Source organism: Mediterraneibacter sp. ICN-202921 (assembly GCF_037890075.1).
In the GTDB taxonomy this organism is placed as follows: Bacteria; Bacillota; Clostridia; order Lachnospirales; family Lachnospiraceae; genus Mediterraneibacter; species Mediterraneibacter massiliensis.
In genome coordinates, this window is the sequence record NZ_JBBKBE010000016.1 from 12,601 (window position 1) to 29,505 (window position 16,905).

The 16,905-nt window shown below is 41.8% G+C and carries 21 protein-coding genes; 20 read left to right on the forward strand and 1 reads right to left on the reverse strand.

Annotated elements, in window-relative coordinates; translation table 11 throughout:
- The first annotated feature begins 14 nt into the window (after nt 1-14).
- The 20 genes from WKT01_RS11160 to WKT01_RS11250 all read left to right on the forward strand — a co-directional run bounded on the left by WKT01_RS11160 (nt 15) and on the right by WKT01_RS11250 (nt 16,588).
- Entirely contained in the window at nt 15-185 is a 171-nt protein-coding gene (locus tag WKT01_RS11160; RefSeq protein WP_340312372.1) for a hypothetical protein, read from the forward strand.
- The gene (locus WKT01_RS11165) at nt 178-546 is read left to right on the forward strand and encodes an HNH endonuclease (RefSeq protein ID WP_340312373.1); all 369 of its coding nucleotides are present in this window, start codon (nt 178-180) and stop codon (nt 544-546) included. Before WKT01_RS11160 ends, WKT01_RS11165 begins: the two co-directional genes overlap by 8 nt.
- A 106-nt stretch (nt 547-652) precedes the next feature.
- Entirely contained in the window at nt 653-1,027 is a 375-nt protein-coding gene (locus tag WKT01_RS11170; protein ID WP_340312374.1) for a hypothetical protein, read from the forward strand.
- The gene (locus WKT01_RS11175) at nt 1,011-2,702 is read left to right on the forward strand and encodes a terminase large subunit (RefSeq protein WP_340312375.1); all 1,692 of its coding nucleotides are present in this window, start codon (nt 1,011-1,013) and stop codon (nt 2,700-2,702) included. Before WKT01_RS11170 ends, WKT01_RS11175 begins: the two co-directional genes overlap by 17 nt.
- 40 nt (nt 2,703-2,742) lie before the next feature.
- Entirely contained in the window at nt 2,743-4,014 is a 1,272-nt protein-coding gene (locus WKT01_RS11180; protein ID WP_270396237.1) for a phage portal protein, read from the forward strand.
- Entirely contained in the window at nt 4,004-4,708 is a 705-nt protein-coding gene (locus tag WKT01_RS11185; RefSeq protein ID WP_270396235.1) for a head maturation protease, ClpP-related, read from the forward strand. Before WKT01_RS11180 ends, WKT01_RS11185 begins: the two co-directional genes overlap by 11 nt.
- Nucleotides 4,705-5,907, forward strand: a complete 1,203-nt coding sequence (locus WKT01_RS11190; protein WP_340312378.1) for a phage major capsid protein — start codon at nt 4,705-4,707, stop codon at nt 5,905-5,907. The genes WKT01_RS11185 and WKT01_RS11190 overlap by 4 nt, the downstream gene beginning before the upstream one ends.
- Before the next feature lie 17 nt (nt 5,908-5,924).
- Nucleotides 5,925-6,029 (forward strand): Rho termination factor N-terminal domain-containing protein, encoded by a 105-nt coding sequence (locus WKT01_RS13765; protein WP_416389131.1) that lies wholly within the window; start codon nt 5,925-5,927, stop codon nt 6,027-6,029.
- Nucleotides 6,022-6,324 carry a phage head-tail connector protein gene (locus WKT01_RS11195; RefSeq protein ID WP_270396231.1) on the forward strand — a complete coding sequence of 101 codons (303 nt, stop codon included), beginning with the start codon at nt 6,022-6,024 and terminating at the stop codon, nt 6,322-6,324. The genes WKT01_RS13765 and WKT01_RS11195 overlap by 8 nt, the downstream gene beginning before the upstream one ends.
- The gene (locus WKT01_RS11200) at nt 6,311-6,622 is read left to right on the forward strand and encodes a hypothetical protein (RefSeq protein ID WP_270396230.1); all 312 of its coding nucleotides are present in this window, start codon (nt 6,311-6,313) and stop codon (nt 6,620-6,622) included. The genes WKT01_RS11195 and WKT01_RS11200 overlap by 14 nt, the downstream gene beginning before the upstream one ends.
- Nucleotides 6,622-7,023: an HK97-gp10 family putative phage morphogenesis protein gene (locus tag WKT01_RS11205; RefSeq protein ID WP_270396229.1), complete on the forward strand. Its 402-nt coding sequence runs from the start codon at nt 6,622-6,624 to the stop codon at nt 7,021-7,023. The genes WKT01_RS11200 and WKT01_RS11205 overlap by 1 nt, the downstream gene beginning before the upstream one ends.
- A complete protein-coding gene (locus WKT01_RS11210) occupies nt 7,020-7,358 on the forward strand; it encodes a hypothetical protein (RefSeq protein WP_270396227.1) in 339 nt (112 codons plus the stop codon). The genes WKT01_RS11205 and WKT01_RS11210 overlap by 4 nt, the downstream gene beginning before the upstream one ends.
- Complete coding sequence (locus WKT01_RS11215; protein WP_340312383.1) at nt 7,358-7,927, forward strand: hypothetical protein; 570 nt, start codon at nt 7,358-7,360, stop codon at nt 7,925-7,927. The genes WKT01_RS11210 and WKT01_RS11215 overlap by 1 nt, the downstream gene beginning before the upstream one ends.
- Nucleotides 7,915-8,745: a major tail protein gene (locus WKT01_RS11220; protein ID WP_340312384.1), complete on the forward strand. Its 831-nt coding sequence runs from the start codon at nt 7,915-7,917 to the stop codon at nt 8,743-8,745. The genes WKT01_RS11215 and WKT01_RS11220 overlap by 13 nt, the downstream gene beginning before the upstream one ends.
- A 44-nt stretch (nt 8,746-8,789) precedes the next feature.
- Complete coding sequence (locus WKT01_RS11225; RefSeq protein ID WP_340312386.1) at nt 8,790-9,233, forward strand: hypothetical protein; 444 nt, start codon at nt 8,790-8,792, stop codon at nt 9,231-9,233.
- Between the two features lie 219 nt (nt 9,234-9,452).
- Nucleotides 9,453-9,761, forward strand: a complete 309-nt coding sequence (locus WKT01_RS11230; RefSeq protein WP_270396219.1) for a hypothetical protein — start codon at nt 9,453-9,455, stop codon at nt 9,759-9,761.
- Between the two features lie 98 nt (nt 9,762-9,859).
- Nucleotides 9,860-13,948: a phage tail tape measure protein gene (locus WKT01_RS11235; RefSeq protein WP_340312387.1), complete on the forward strand. Its 4,089-nt coding sequence runs from the start codon at nt 9,860-9,862 to the stop codon at nt 13,946-13,948.
- On the forward strand, nt 13,935-14,774 hold the full coding sequence (locus WKT01_RS11240) for a hypothetical protein (RefSeq protein WP_340312388.1): 840 nt from the start codon (nt 13,935-13,937) through the stop codon (nt 14,772-14,774). The genes WKT01_RS11235 and WKT01_RS11240 overlap by 14 nt, the downstream gene beginning before the upstream one ends.
- Nucleotides 14,765-15,757, forward strand: coding sequence for a Gp37-like protein (locus tag WKT01_RS11245; RefSeq protein WP_340312389.1), 993 nt, complete (start codon nt 14,765-14,767; stop codon nt 15,755-15,757). The genes WKT01_RS11240 and WKT01_RS11245 overlap by 10 nt, the downstream gene beginning before the upstream one ends.
- Nucleotides 15,758-16,588: a gp53-like domain-containing protein gene (locus WKT01_RS11250; RefSeq protein WP_340312390.1), complete on the forward strand. Its 831-nt coding sequence runs from the start codon at nt 15,758-15,760 to the stop codon at nt 16,586-16,588.
- Here the strand turns inward: WKT01_RS11250 and WKT01_RS11255 are convergent, their stop codons facing one another.
- Entirely contained in the window at nt 16,589-16,873 is a 285-nt protein-coding gene (locus tag WKT01_RS11255; RefSeq protein ID WP_117975356.1) for a hypothetical protein, read from the reverse strand.
- Nucleotides 16,874-16,905: the final 32 nt, after the last annotated feature.

Genomic DNA, 16,905 nt, shown 5'->3' on the forward strand with positions numbered 1-16,905 from the left:
TTGGAGGAAGCTGTATGGAAATTATATCGATAAAGCGTGGAAGCGCACTGATACTAAAAACCAATGCAAGAATGAACAAAGAGGAAGCGGAAGACTGTAGAAAATGGTTCAAAGAAGTTATGGACATAGATGTAAAGATTATTGACAGCATTTTTGAAATAGTAGGAGTAGAGGAAGATGGCTAAAGAGTTTGCGAGATCATTCTATAATTCAAAGAAATGGAAACAATGCAGAGCTGCCTACATTGCACATAGGCAGGCGATTGATGGAGGACTCTGTGAGAGCTGCCATGAAGTACCGGGATATATCGTACACCATAAGATTGAACTAGCACCGGATAATATTAATGATCCAGACATTGCGCTAGGTTTCCATAATCTGAAATACGATTGCCATGCATGCCACCAAAAAGAAAATGCAAAGGATGGACCGGCAGCAAGGCTTGTACAATATGACTTCACGCCGGATGGAGAATTGTATGTATCCCCCCCCCTCAAATTGAAAAATTTTCAGACAGCGATTGACCACGGTCCTACCTACAAGTAACACAGAGGAAACTCGCGTGAGGGGGTGTAGGTGAAAATATCAGACAATTGCTAGAAATACACACAATTTCCTATAGAGAAAAAAGAAAGAGAAAGAGGGAGAAGCGTTGAATTATGAAGGAAAAAGTAAAGAAGAAATTATAAAAGCAGAGAAAAGAAAACTTGCAGGAATTTATTTGCGGCTTGATAAAAAAACAAAAAAATCAGTAGATTCATTAGTAGAAGAGGCGGCCTTTATGGCGGCCTCTCTGTATGAATTGAGAAAAATCATAGACGAAAAGGGCTACACAGAGGAATACCAGAACGGAGCGAATCAGAAAGGCGTAAAAAAATGTTCTGAGGTTGAGATATATAATACAATGATCAAAAACTATTCTTCTGTCGTAAAACAGCTTACAGATTTGCTGCCAAAAGAACAAACCAAAGGGATTGCACCGGTAAATGATGGTTTTGAGGAATTTGTAAATGGCAGAGATGATTAGATATCCGTTTGCATATAATCCTATATTGGAATATTGGGAAAAGATACAAGCAGGCGAAATTGAAGTAAGTAATAAAGTATACCGGACTTACAAAAAAGTTGTAAATGACATACATGATCCGGGAGAATATTTTTATAGCAGCAAGCGAGCTAACCACGTATTAGAGTTTGCAGAGAATTACTGTCGACATTCCAAAGGAAAATTCGGGGGAAAGCCGGTACGGCTGGAACTTTGGGAAAAGGCACACCTGGCAGCGGTGTTTGGTTTTATCGATATCGAAGGAAATAGAAAATACCGGGAATCTCTCCTGATTGTCGGAAAGAAAAATGGTAAGTCACTGCTGGCGTCTATAGTAGGACTATATATGCTGACTGCGGATGGGGAAATGGGACCGGAAGTCTATGCAGTGGCCACAAAGAAAGATCAGAGTAAAATCATCTGGCTTGAATCAAAAAGAATGGTGCGGAAATCTCCGGTATTAACAAAAAGGGTTCGATCACTTGTGGCAGAGCTGGATACAGATTTCAATGACGGTGTATTTAAACCGTTGGCATCTGATAGTGATACACTGGATGGGTTAAATATACATTGTGTTCTAATGGATGAGATTCATCAATGGAAACAGGGGAAAGCCTTATACGACATTATGGCGGACGGTGTATCAGCCAGAGAGCAGCCTTTAGTGTACATTACTTCTACAGCCGGAACCATCCGGGAAGATATTTATGATCAGAAATATGATGAAGCAGAAATGGTTATCAATGGGTATGACGATCCAGAAGGATATAAGGATGAACATTTTATTGCTTTTATCTATGAATTAGACAACCGGAGGGAATGGACAGACGAAAAATGCTGGCAGAAGGCAAATCCAGGCCTAGGGACGATTAAAAATAGGCAAACACTAAAAGACAAGGTTGAAAAAGCTAAAAAGAACCCACTCTTAGTAAAAAATCTTCTATGCAAGGAATTTAATATAAGAGAGACATCTTCAGAGGCGTGGCTGACTTTTGAGCAGGCAAATAACACGGAGACGTTTAACATAAAGAAATTAAAGCCAAGATATGGGATTGGCGGCGTGGACTTATCTTCTACAACCGACTTGACGGCGGGAAAGGTTATTTTCAAGATTCCGAACGATGAACATATTTATGTGCTGTCTATGTACTGGATGCCGGAAGATCTCGTAGAAAAGAGGGTAGCAGAGGATAAAATACCGTACGACATATGGATAGAAAAGGGATATGTCCGAACATGCAAAGGAAATAAGATTTCATACCGGGATGTAAAGGCGTGGTTTGTGGAAATACAGGAACAGCATGACATCTATTTAAGCATGATAGGGTATGATTCCTGGAGCGCTGCCTATTTCGTGGAAGATATGCAGGAATATTTCGGGAAAACAGCCATGATACCGGTAATACAAGGGAAAAAGACATTGTCGCAGCCTATGAAAAACCTAGGCGCAGATCTGGAAAGCAATCTGATCGTGTATAATAACAATCCGGTAGATAAATGGTGCCTGTGCAATACAGCTGTGGACATCGATAAAAATGGCAATATCCAGCCGATCAAAACGAGTAAGCCACGTCGAAGAATAGACGGGACGGCGGCGTTGTTAGATGCGTATGTCGTTCTGCAAAACAATATAAACGAATATATGTCATTGATTTAAACACCTGCATAGGTGTTATTTTTATGCAATGGAGGGAAATATGGGATTATTTAGAAAAAGAGAGCCAACACACAACCAAGCAGATAGAGCAGGAGAAAGAAGTGTGTTGAAAATGGTAACAACACAAGGAGAATTCTATTATGCCTGGAATGGGAAGCTGTATGAAAGCGATATAGTACGGGCATGCATAAGACCAAAAGTAAAAGCAATCGGTAAGCTGGTAGGAAAACATATCAGAGACGATCCAACAGGAGAATTAAAAGTAAATCCAGATGCAAATATCCGGTTTTTGCTTTCGGAGCCAAATCCGTACATGACCGGGCAACAAATGCAGGAAAAAGTAGCAAATCAGTTATGCCTAAACAACAATGCATTTATATTAATAGTCCGGGATGAAAATGGAAAAGTAATGCAATTATATCCTATCCCCTGCGTAATGGCTGAAATAAAATACAGTGATGCAGGGGAAACGTTTATAAAATTTCAGTACAGAAATGGGAAAAGCGGAATCTTTCGATATTCGGATATTATCCACTTGCGGCAGGATTACAACGAAGATGATATTTTCGGAGAAAGTCCCGCACCGGCGCTTTCCTCCATGATGGAAGTAATCGGGACTATCGACAAGGGAATTGTCCGTGCGATTAAAAACAGCGGAGTAGTACGATGGCTGCTGAAATTTACTCAGTCCATGAGGGACGAAGACATTAAGAAAAATGTAGAAAAATTTGTACAAAATTATCTGGCCGTGGAAACGGATACATTTGGTGCTGCCGGTGTTGACGCCAAAGCGGATGTGCAAAGGATTGAGCCGAAAGATTATGTCCCAAACGCTGCGCAGACAGATAGAACGATAGAAAGGATCTATTCTTTTTTTAACACGAATAAAAAAATCGTACAAAGTGATTACACAGAAAACGAATGGACGGCCTACTATGAAGCCGAAGTCGAGCCGGTTGTCGTTCAAATGCACCAGACGTATACGGTGGGAATTTTTACAAGAAAAGAAAGAGGTTTTGGAAACCGGATTGTTTTCGAAGCCAACAATCTGCAGTGCGCCAGCCTTACTACTAAACTTGCCTTCCAGGCGATGGTAGATCGCGGTGCAATGACTCCAAATGAGTGGCGAGAAACTATGAACCTTGCACCGATCGCAGGCGGCGACCAGCCAATCCGAAGACTGGATACACAGGTAGTTAATATGATGGAAGATTGCCTAAATAAAATGAATGGCGAAAACTACACGCAGATTACAGCATTGATGGGGCAGATATTAGAAATATGTGGAGGAGGTGAGAAGGGTGAAACATAGAATTGACGTGCGAGGAGCGATCATACCAAATGATTATAAATGGTATTATGATTGGTTTGAAATGGACAGTACATGTCCTGCGGACGTAAGAAAAATTATGGATGCAGTCATTCCAGGGGATGAAATCGAGGTATATATCAATTCGCCGGGCGGCGTGATCGATGTCGGGTCGGAAATATACACCATGCTAAGAAGTGCGGAAAATGTAAAGATTTACATTACCGGGGAAGCATGCAGCGCAGCGTCTATTATTGCGATGGCAGGATACTGTGAAATGGCTCCAACGGCATTAATGATGGTGCATTGCGCATCTACAGGAGTACGGGGCAATCATAGCGATCTGGAGCATACGGCGGAAGTCCTGCGTACAGCAGATAAGGCACTAAGTACAGCATATATGGCGAAGACGGGAATGACAGAGGCAGAAGCACTTGACATGATGGAAAAAGAAACCTGGCTGACTGCGGCACAGGCGAAGGATAAAAAAATGATAGATGCGGTACTTTTTGAGGAAAATCAAGAACCGCAGATACTTACAGCAGGATATTTATTCCATTTACCGGGAGAAGACCAGATGGAAAAAGCAAGAAAAATGATAAAAGAAGCAGACGGACAACAGAAAAATGTTGAACAGTCTGCTTTTTTAATACAGCAAAAGCTGAATTTTTTAAGATTGAGAGGAGAAAAAAGATGAACAAGAAACAGTATGAAGAAAAAAGAAACAGCCTTATGAATGAGGCACAGGCGCTTTTAGATCAGGGACAAGTAGAAGAAGCGCAGGAAAAGATGGACGAAGTAAGGGATCTGGATGAAAAATGGGATGGAATCGCACAGGCCCAGGCAGATTTTAACGCTTTGAATACAGAACCAAAACCGGTGAATGTATTTGGACAAGAAGGGAATGTAGTAAATTTTGGAAACCTTCCAACAGAAGAAAACATCTATGATTCAGCGGAATACAGAATAGCGTTTATGAATTATGTCTTAAAGGGTACACCAATACCGGAGAAATTCAAAAACGAAAACGCCAACACAAAAACTACAGAGATCGGCTCCGTGATTTCCCCTACAGTAGTAAATCGTATTGTTGAAAAAATGGAAACAATCGGTATGATCCTTCCTCTGGTGACTAAAACGGCATTTCCGGCAGGAGCAACGGTACCGACTTCCTCTGTGAAACCGGTAGCCACATGGGTAGCAGAAGGCGGCACATCCGATAAACAAAAGAAAACAACAGGACAGATCGATATTGCCGGATATAAGTTACGCTGCGCAATTTCCATGACGTTAGAAGCGTCAGTCATGTCTTTAAAGATTTTCGAAACAATTTTTGTACAGAATGTTTCTGAGGCTATGGTAAAAGCACAGGAAAAAGCGTTTATTGAAGGTACGGGAAGCGGACAACCAAAGGGAGTCTTAAAGGAAACGGCGCCAGAAGGGCAAAATATTGATATTGCAGCAGAAAGTGATGTTACATACCAAACACTGATAGATGCGGAGGCGGCACTTCCGCTCGCATACGAAAATGGCGCAGTCTGGAATATGACAAAGAAAACATTTATGAAATTTATCGGAATGGTAGATAAGGATGGGCAGCCGATCGCTAGAGTGACCTACGGAATTAGTGGAAAACCGGAGCGGACACTTCTGGGAAGGCGGGTTGTTTTAAACGAATATATGACAAGCCTGGGGGCAACGATCAGCGCCGATACGGTTGTCGCATTTCTGTATAACTGGTCTGATTATATGTTTAACACCAACTACGCAATGCGCATAAAGACATACGAAGACAATGACACGGAAGACCAGATCACGAAGGCAGTCATGATCTGCGATGGAAAGGCGATAGATAAAAATTCTCTGGTGACGATCACAAAAAAGCATTCGGCCTAAAGTCCGCTAAATACAGTATGAACAATACAGCAGCGGAACTAAAGGCAGCAGCAAAACAGGCGGGTATAAAAGGTTACGGATCCATGACAAAGCAGAAACTTTTGGAGGCATTAAATGAGTGAGGCTGAAAAAAATATAATAGAAAAATTAAAAAGAAGAGTGCGAGCTATGTCGGACCTGGCAGACGAAGAAATCGAAGATCTGGTAAATGCCTGCAAAAAAGAAATGGAAATAACCGGGGTATACGGCGATGAAAACGATCCACTTTATTACAATGCGATTGTTTTGTATTGCAAAGCACATTACGGGTACGATGAAAATACAGAAAAATTCGAGGCAGCGTTCAAAGCTCTGCGCGATTCTATGTGCCTATCCGGGGATTACGAGAAGAAGGAGAATGGCAATGGAAGTAGTTGAACTGATATGGGAAGAAATAAAAAAGGATCCTGACGGTTTTGAGAGCCCGGTAATACATGCAGTAAAGGCATATGCGCAGGAAAAATCAGTTACACGATCTGAAAAGTATCAGTCCATGAATGCGGGCGTATCTGTAGAAACTGTATTTGAAGTACGCCAGGAAGACTGGGAAGAAACACGGCATACAGTAAATGGAAAACCGGAATATGCCCGTAAAATAAAAGCAGGCGAATGGAAATATGACATTATACGTGCCTACAAGATAGGAAAATCTAAAATCGAGGTGGTGTGTGGATAATGGGCTTCAAAACTATGGGATTCGATGAATTTGCAAAAGAACTAGAAGAACTGGGAAAGGTGGATGCATATGCACCGGAGCTGTTAAATGCGGCGGCTCCGGTTTTGGAAAAAGAACTGCGTTCCCAGGTGAAGCGAGAAGCAAACAGAGGATATGCCACAGGCAATCTTGCGGGAGCGATAGAGGCAAAAAAACCAGGGGAAAATAAATACGGTCACTATGTTATGGTAACTGCGGAAGGAAAAGACAGGAAGGGCATACGCAACAATGAAAAACTGGCGTATTTGAATTTTGGCACTTCAAAACAACAGGCACGCCCGGTTATTGCGAACTCTATTAAAAACGCAGAAGGGGATTGCCTGGAAGCTATGCAGAAAAAATTTAATGAGGTGGTGGAATGAATGTAAACCAAAAGATCGAAAATGCGTTGTCAGAGATTGCCAAGGGGAATATTTGGCCTTTGTGCTGCCCTTTTGATTCACAGCCGGATATGTATATCGTGTACAATCCAGAATTGGAAGAACCGGGTTATTATGCGGACGACGAAGATTACGAATGGACGCAGTATATGCAGGTACACCTTTACGTAAAAGGAAATTATATTGGATTACGAAAGGACATAAGACAATCCCTAAAAAGCGCCGGTTTTACCGTGACGGGTATAGAAACTTTTTACGAAAAGGACAGTAGATATTACCACCTTTGTTTTGAGTGCTATATAGAGGAGGAAGAATAATGGCATATATAGGATTGGCACGTCCCGTTATAGCAAAATATCCACAAGGCGAGGAAGGATATACGAAGGGTTTCCGGTTCGGGAAAGCGGTTAAGATCGAAATTTCTCCACAATACGAAGATATTAGCGATTACGGAGATATAAACGACACAGAAGATGAGGAGATCTTTGTATATGCCGACATAACGCTGGGAATAAGCGCCATACCACAAGAAGCAGAAGGTATAGTTTTTGGACATGAAAATACTGGAAGCGAGACAATATACCGTGATGAGGATATTTCTGGATATGTAGGTCTGGGGATCCGCACAAGAGAAGTTATTGCAGGCGCGGTAAAATATACTGCATTATGGCTATATAAAGTAAAGCTAAAAGAAGATGGACAGGCGCATACATCAAAGGGAGAGGCAATCGATTATACGACACCATCAGTAAAGGGGAAAGCGTACCCGGATAAAGACGGGATATGGAAAAAGAAGAAACTATGTAACACAGCAGAAGAAGCTGATTCCTGGCTAGATAAAATGGCGGGAATTAATAAAGAGGAGGAAGAATTATGGCATATGTAGGACTTAGAAAACCGATTATTGGAAGAATGAATGATGATGGAACCTATGGAGATCCATTTTATTTGGGAAAAGCAGTTGGGCTGCAGGTAACGCCGAACTATGCAGAAGGATCCCTGTACGCTGATGATGAACAGGCGGAGTATGATAAGGAATTTACATACGCAGAGGTTACGCTGAATACAAGCACGATCCCGATCAAAGCGCACAATGAAATGTTCGGGCATGCGGTGGACGAGGAAAAGAAAAGTGTAAAATTCAATAAAGATGATCAGAACAACAATATTGGTATGGGCTGGATATCGGTGGAAAAGGTAAATGGCATAAGATCCTTTATTGGAAATTTTTTAAGCAAAGTAAAATTTTCTGAACCATCTGAAGACTATTCCACAAAAGGCGAGTCTATTGAGTATAAAACACCATCCATCACGGGAAGGGCAAGCTCTCCAGATAATGGGAATTGGAAAGAAACAGAAAGCTTTAATACAGAGGTAGAGGCACGGAATTGGATCTATGAGAAATTCGGGAAAAGCCTAGAAAAATTGACAGTGCAAAGTGCGCAGGGAACGGAAACCGGTAAGACAAAGCTTACGGTAACACCACAAAAAACAGGGGAAAATACGTATGTTTATAAAACCGGAAAAGAGGTATCTCTTCCGGCATATAATGATGTGTGCAACCTAAAGAGCGGTTGGACAACATGGGACGGAACAGCAGACGTGGCAGCGAAAACAGGAGATAAGATCGTTGTCGCAGAAGTGACAAAAGACGATCAGGCGAAAAAGGCCGGCGAGACGACGGTTACAGCGAAAACAGAATAATAAAGGTGGGCGGGTTTACCGCCCTAAATAAAAGGAGAAGAATCATGTTTGAAAAATTAAATTACATTGAACTTTCCGGGGAAAAATACCCGTTAAAATGCGATATACTAGTGCTGGAAAAAATACAGGAGGAATATGGAGATCTGTCAAGTTTTGAAAATGGAATCAGAGGGTTTACCCCTAATGTGGACGAAAATGGGGAAATCGTCATAAATGAGGATGGATTAATGGTCGGTACGTCCGGCACACCAAACATAAAGATGATAAACAAGGCGCTTATCTGGATGATAAGAGAGGGTATAGAGATAGAAAAGGAAGACAGCCAAAAGGAATACCCGGAATTTACAGATACGGCATTGCTGCGCAAGGTGGATATGACGCCAAGGGAATTAGGGGCAGCCATCCATGCGGAATTCAACCGATGTTTCGCAAGAAAAAACGGGAAAACCACGCAGAGGGAGGAAACGGGGAAGAAACAGAAGGAATAAACTTTGCGTGGATTGTGTTTGTAGGTATGCAGATAGGATACAGAGAAAAAGAGATTGCTCACATGTATTTTGGAAAGTGGGCGGATCTTTTTAAAGAATTTAAGAAAATGCACAATTATAAAATGAAAAGAGCTGTATTTGAGGAAGAGCAAAAAGTCACTTCTCTTATGGATTTATAGGATATACTGTGATATGATAAATTCATAAGGAGAAGTGGATATGGGAAAAGCAAAGACAATAGGAAAACTATTTATGGCGATATTGACATATTTGTTTAAATACCGGCCATACATGACGGTATGGGTTGCAACTGGTATAATTGTAGGAATCAGTGAAAGCATCAAAAAGCAGAGTATAGAAAGTTTTGTCGTGTGCATATTTTTCGTTTCGATTCCGGCGCTTATAAAAAAGGCTCTCTGGTTGTTAAATGAATTAACAACACCCTGGAACGATTTGGATGCTCAAAGGTATGGGAGAGGCCCTAGAGGGAGATTTATAAACTATATTGACGAATATTTAGATAAGTAATACTATTGAGGAAATATTGAACTGATACAGTTGGAACACCTGTCATCTGATAGGTGTTCTTTTTATACAAATTTTTGAGTAAAGGCAGGTGAGGGAGTATGGCGAAGAAAAAAATAGGCGCATATATAACGCTGGACGGTGAAAAAGAATTTCGTAGTGCAACATCTGCATGCAATAAAAGTCTGGCAACGATGAAATCTGAAATGAAATTAGTTGAGGCGCAGACAGTGGGAAGTGCGAACACACTGGATACATTAAGAAAAAAGCATGATGTTCTTTCACGAACCCTGGACGAACAAGAGAAAAAAGAAGAAACAATAAGAAATGGGTTAAAACACGCAGAAGAACAGTATGAAAAAGTAGGCGGCGAACTTGATGATTACAGGAAAAAACTTGAACAGGCGCAAAGTACGCTGGATGAGATGAAAAATTCATCTGACACCACAAAGGAATCACTGGAAACGCAGCAGAATACAGTAGAACAACTAAGCCATATTGTTGAGAAAGGGGAAACGACATACCAGAAGGCAGGGGTTCGTGTACAGGGCTGGAAAAAACAGTTAAATAATGCAGAAGCGCAAACTATCCGGGCAACAAAGGCTTTGAATGAAAATGATGCGTATCTGAAAGAGGCAGAAAAGTCCTATAAAAAATGCGCAAAAAGCATTGATGAGTTTGGAAATGACACAGATACCACGATTAAAAAACTTGCAGAATTTAAGACAGTATTAAAGGCTAACTTGGCTAATACAGCAGTAGAGATAGGAAAAGACGCATTGACCAGCGCAGTACAAGGCACGCTGGAATTAGACAGTGCACAGCGGCAACTGCAAGCCAGCACAGGGGCGACCGCTGCGGAGGCAAAAGAATATAATGCAGAAATGCAATCTTTATATACCGCCGGATATGCAGACTCTATAGATGGCATTGCAAATGCAATGTCATTGGTAAAACAGTACACGAATGAAACGGATTCGTCAAAAATAAAAGAGCTTGCAGAAAATGCAATGGTGATGGAAGAAACTTTTGGTATGGATTTAAGTGAATCTATACGAGGCGCAGACGCATTGATCACTACAATGGGCGTAGATTCGGAAACTGCATTTGATCTGATGGCGAAGGGCGCACAAAACGGGTTAAATAAATCGGGTGAATTAGCGGATAATTTAGCAGAGTACGCACCTTTGTGGTCACAGGCAGGGTTTTCCGCAGAAGAAATGTTTGCCATTCTGGAAAATGGATTGGATTCCGGCGCTTATAATCTAGACAAAGTAAATGATTATGTAAAAGAGTTTGGAAACAGTCTTGCAGATGGGAGGATAGAACAAAATTTAAGTGCCTTTTCAGGCGACACGCAAAATTTGTTTTACGCATGGAAAAACGGGGAGGCAACAACAAAAGAGGTTTTCCAGTCTGTTATATCCGATCTGGCCAGTATGGAGAATCAACAGCAGGCTTTAACTATTGCAAGTAATACATGGAGCGCACTGGGCGAAGACAATGCCATGAAGGTAATTACATCTCTGAACAATGCAAATACCGCATATGCAAATGTTCATGGGACAATGGAAGAAATCAAAAACATCAAGTATGACAGCGTTACAAATCAATGGAAAGTTCTTGGACGGACATTTCAGACTGATGTTATGACGCCAATGCTGAAAGAATTTCTTCCGGTAGCAAAGAGTGGGTTAAAACTGGTTTCTAACAACATAGACGGCATAATTAAGTTAGCAAAAATAGGCGGACCTGTAATTGGCGCTATGTTCGTTGTAAAGAAAAGCAATGCGTTAGTCACAGCCTTGAAGAACACAGAAGGCGGAATCGCAAAAGTGATTACGAAAGTTACAGCGCACACTGTGGCAAAAGGAGCCGAGACTGTCGCAGAAACCGCCTCTGCGGCGGCAAAAACAGCGGAGACGGTAGCGGAAACAGCAGGGACGGCGGCTAAAGTAGGAAACACGGCAGCTACGACAGCGGGAACAGTTGCCACAACCGCACATGCTGCGGCTACAGGAATAGCCACGGCTGCACAGACAGCATTCAATGCAGTACTGGCGGCAAATCCTATCGGTTTATTGGCTGTCGGACTAACGGCAGTAGTTGGTACGGTTATTGCGTTTTCTGACGCAGAGGAAGAAGCTACGGACGTAACAGATGAATTAGCAAAGTCTGTAGAAGAAAGTGCGCAGAAGGCGGAGGAAGCTGTTAAAGGGGTGGACGAAGCTACTTCCAGTTGGGATGAGTCTATCGCATCCTTAAATGCAAAAGAAGGCGTTGCAGACAGCCTGGTGACAGAATTGTATGATCTGGAAGGACAGTCCAATAAAACCAGTGCTGAAATTGCACAAATGGATATGATCGCCGGACAGCTAAATTCCATGTTCCCGGAATTGTCGTTGTCAGTAGACAAAAATACGGGTGCATTAAATAAAAACGAACAACAAACAAAAAGTTCGATCGATACAGCCCTAAAATACGCAAAAGCCCAGGCAGCACAAGAACAGATGGCAGACATTGTAAATGAACTTGTGGAAGCTGAAATGTCAAAATATGAAGCTGAAAAGAAACTTGATGACATTGGGGATCAGCTGACGGCGCTGGACGAAGAAAGAGGCCGCATTGCAGAAGAAGCTAACAAAAAAACGAAGGAAAGTGGAACTGCCTTAGTGGAATATAAAGGCGAGATGATGGATGCGACAGATGCCATACAAATGCTGTCAACGGAAGAAACAGAACTCTTAGAGTTACAGGGAGAACAGGAAGAAACAGTTGATACCCTAGAAAAAGCGTATGAAAAGGCAAACGAGAAATACGAAACGGCCTATGAATATACACAGGGTCTGGCGGACAAAACAGGCGATTTAAACGAAGCAACAGAGGAAGAGACAGAAAAAACCAAAGAAAATACGGAGGCTAAAAAAGAAAATACAGAGGCAAATGAAGCAAATGCGGAAGCGAAAACGGCAAGCCAAGAAGCATCTGCAGCAAGCATAGAAGTAGCAGGACAGGAATTGGCAGCATACCAAAACTTATCTACTACACAGCAGCAGTTGGCGGTAGACGTTACAAATGGCGTGCTGACGATGAAAGATAATGTACAAAGTGCCCTGGAATCGCAGATGAATATGTTTGAGGCCTTTGATGGCGGTGTGCAATTGTCCACGCAAGAACTTCTTAATAACATGCAAAGCCAAATCGACGGCGTAACAACATGGGAACAAAACCTTTCTTCTTTGGCAGACAGGGGGATTAACCAAGGACTTCTTCAGAAACTTGCAGCGATGGGGCCAGAAGGGGCGGGATACGTACAGACATTTGTAAATATGTCAGATGCGGAATTATCGCAGGCTAACGAACTGTGGGGGCAGAGTGTTGACATACAGAGTATGACTAACGAATGGGGAGAACAGCTCCTTACATCGGGAGCAGCAAATATAGCGGGAGGAATGGACGGGCTTAATTCTTTAATGCAAGCCAGTGGCGCAAACACTGTAGCCGGATTAGTTACCGGTATGCAGTCTGCACAAACAAGTGCGACAGCAGCAGGGATGGATTTGGGAGTAAAAACCATAGAATCTATAGATTCTGGCCTAGGCGTGCAATCTCCTTCTAGAAAAACGAAACAGTCAGGAATATATCTGAACCAGGGGCTTGCAACGGGTATGACTGGAAGTAGATCAATCGTACAGGCTGCAGCGATGACAGTGGCAGAAGCGGTGATCGGCAGAATAGATAGCTCGCTTAGTCAGGCAAGATTTATATCCATAGGAATGAATGTATCATATGGGCTGGCACGGGGAATATCGCTAGGAAAATCGCAAGTGATTTCAGCGGCGTCGGAAGTGGCTTCAGCGGCAATAGAGGCGGCGAATAATAAATTGGAGATCCATTCTCCGTCACATGTTTTTGAGCGTATGGGGGATTATTCTATACAAGGGTACGTAAAAGGCGTTGCGAAAAACACAAAAGCTGTACAAAAAGCAGTGGCGGACACCATGAATTTTGACAGCTATAACGGAGGAAGGTCTTCACTGGCAGGAAATGTAGGGGCAAAAGACTACACCATGTTAAAAGAAGCGTTTATCAGCGCGGCAAGCCAAATCAAACTAGCTGTGTATCTAAATAACCGGGACGTCACGAGAGAACTATCGAATATGGGGGTGGTTTTTAATGCTTACGTATAGATCAGGCAGCTCAAAAAAAGAGATCATTCTTTCGGGCGATAAAATTAAAAGCCGTATAAAGACGGCAGGTTTCCATGAATACGAATGGGAAGTTGAAGCCGTAGAGAGAGTTATTGGAAGCTGGGTGAATGGTTTTAGGAAAAAGGCAAAACAGTACAATTTAGAAATTGATTTCGTTGGAAACAGGCAGGAAAGAGCGGAAAGCATGAATGCATTTTATGAGATCACGGAAAAAGACGTCCTGGAACTAAAGCCAGGACGCTTGATTTTGGATGAGTATTACATAGAATGTTTTGTCATAGGGGCAGAAGTGGGAAAGCTAGACAATCAATCTAGAAAAGTGCAGAGAAAAGCTAAAATATATGCCCCGTATCCGTTCTGGATCCACAAAAAAACATATAAATTCAAAAAAGGGAATATCGGAAATCAAACAGAAAGTTTTTTAGATTATCCGTATAACTACGAGTATGATTATATGGGGAATATAAAAGGTGTTGGAAGAATAGAAAACACGGAGATTGCAAGCTGCCATTTTGAGGCAATCATATACGGACCGGTTGCAAACCCGCGATTTATTATCAACGATCATGTATATGAAGTAAAGACAAAAGTGGATGAGGGGGACTATTTGGTTATTAATTCTGCAGACGGAGAGGTTGTAAGAATGAGAAAAAATGGACTGCAAGTAAATGAATTTAATAACCGAAATAAAAGTTCCTCTATATTTGAAAAAATAGCGCCAGGGAGTAATTTGGTAAGCTGGAACGGAGAATTTGGGATGGATATTAGTGTTCTGGCAGAAAGGGGAGAGCCAATATGCAAATAATATTGGCGGATAGCGATGGAAAAGAAATAGGTTTTTGGAAAAAAGAAAGGTATCTGGATGTAGATATTGGTTCCAAAAACGAATTCCAGATAGAAGTGTCGCTGGATGCCTGGAAAACAGAGAGATTTAATTATGGACACATGGTGTTTATACCGGAAACGGAATACGGGGGAATTATAGGAGACATAAAAAGCATAACGGAAACCGGGATCGTAGAAATGACAGGAGACACATGGCGGGGGATGTTGGCGAAAAAGATCATTGAGCCGCCGGCCGGACAGGACTACAAAACCATATCAGGCGAATTAAACAGCGTTATAAAAAGTTTGATAGGCAGCCAGTTTGGCAGCCTGTTTTTTGTTTCCGATAAAAATACGGGTATTTTCATACAAAGCTATAAATTCGATAGGTATTGCACACTATTAAACGGGATAGAAGATATGCTGGCGAGCGTAGGATATAGGATACAAATACGATACTTGGAAGGAGAAGCAGGGGAACCGGGGCGGGTAGAAATACAGGCAGTAAAAAAGGTGGATTATTCAGACAATATAGAATTTTCACAGGACTGTAAAGTGAATTTTATTGCACGGGACTATAGGAGGGGAATCAATCACCTCATCTGCGCTGGTACCGGAGAAGGGACAGACCGGGCGGTTTTGCATTTATATGTCCAAAAAGACGGGACGATCGGCAGCAAAAAATATTATACCGGGTTGGATGAGCGGGTAGCGCTATATTCCTACACATCTCAATCTGACGCAGAAAAGCTGAAAGAAGACGGAACAAAAAGGCTTAAAGAATTAATGAACTACAAAGAATACGAAGTGAGCGTAGAAGATGTAGATCTGGAAGTCGGAGATACAGTATCGGGAAGAGATTATGTGACAGGAATTTTGGTGCAAAAACCTATAACACAAAAAATACTAAAAATAGACGGGTACAAAGAGAAAATCGAATATAAAACAAAGGGAGATGATTAAATGGAATTGGTTACGGCAAAAAAAGGAGAAAATCACATAACATCTGAAAACGATGCAGATCTATACCGAGGTATCCTGGGAGCAGATTCATGTGTATTGCAAGTAGGGCGGGAATTAGAATGTGAATTGGTGTCGAACAATTTGTTAAAGATTTACGACGGCTGCGGCTTGATACAAGGACGGCAGTTCGTGATTCCTGCCGGGCAAAATGATGAAATTATAATTGAAAATGGTACGCAGGAAGAAAAAAGAATTGATCTGGTAGTAGTAAGATATTTAAAAAATGAAGATACAGGACTGGAGGAAGGCAAACTTATCCTGATAAAAGGCGCCCCTGCGGCGACGGATCCGGCTGTCCCTGCGTACACAAACGGGGACATCCGGGCAGGAGATCTAACGGCGGATATGCCGCTGTACGAAATCGAATTGGACGGGATAAACGTCACGGAAGTAAGGAAAGTATTTAAGATTTGCATGACAAATGCAGATTTGTCCGATAGTGTTCGTACGTTAAATGCAAATTCTATCGTGGAAACTGGTGACAAATATGTAAAATATGCCGACGGTCGATTAGTACAGTGGGGGCGCATTACAATAACATACACAGATGGATATGGAACTATAACATTTCCGGTTCCATTCGCCGGCACAAATGGAAATGATTATTTCCTGTTCGCACAACCGAAATACATTAATAGTAGTTTCCGACATGAATTGCTGTCCGCGCAAAAAATTTCTTTAAGCAAGGCAGCGTTATATTCCAATCAGGTAGACGGCAAAAAGACAGAAACCCACGTCGTTGATTGGCATGCAATTGGTCGGTGGAAATAATTATTTTGTAAAATAAACTTCGTGTACTCGGATTATCGTATCCGCCGGTATTGCCTCCATAGCTGTAATTACACCATTAGAATTAACATTAATCGGATAGTCTTTGGTACCTGTGGGTACAAATACATAAAATGCGCTTCCGGGCCAATACCCCTCTGGGATAGTGGCTATTTTAGTGCTTTTTGGAATTTGTTTAGACACTCCAAAATTTATCCATATTTCCACCATTTTTCCGCATTTTTTTATGTAACGTCCGTATGTTGTGCCATAACTTCCTATTCCCATTGTTAATTCGCCGCTAGAAATAACATTAAATT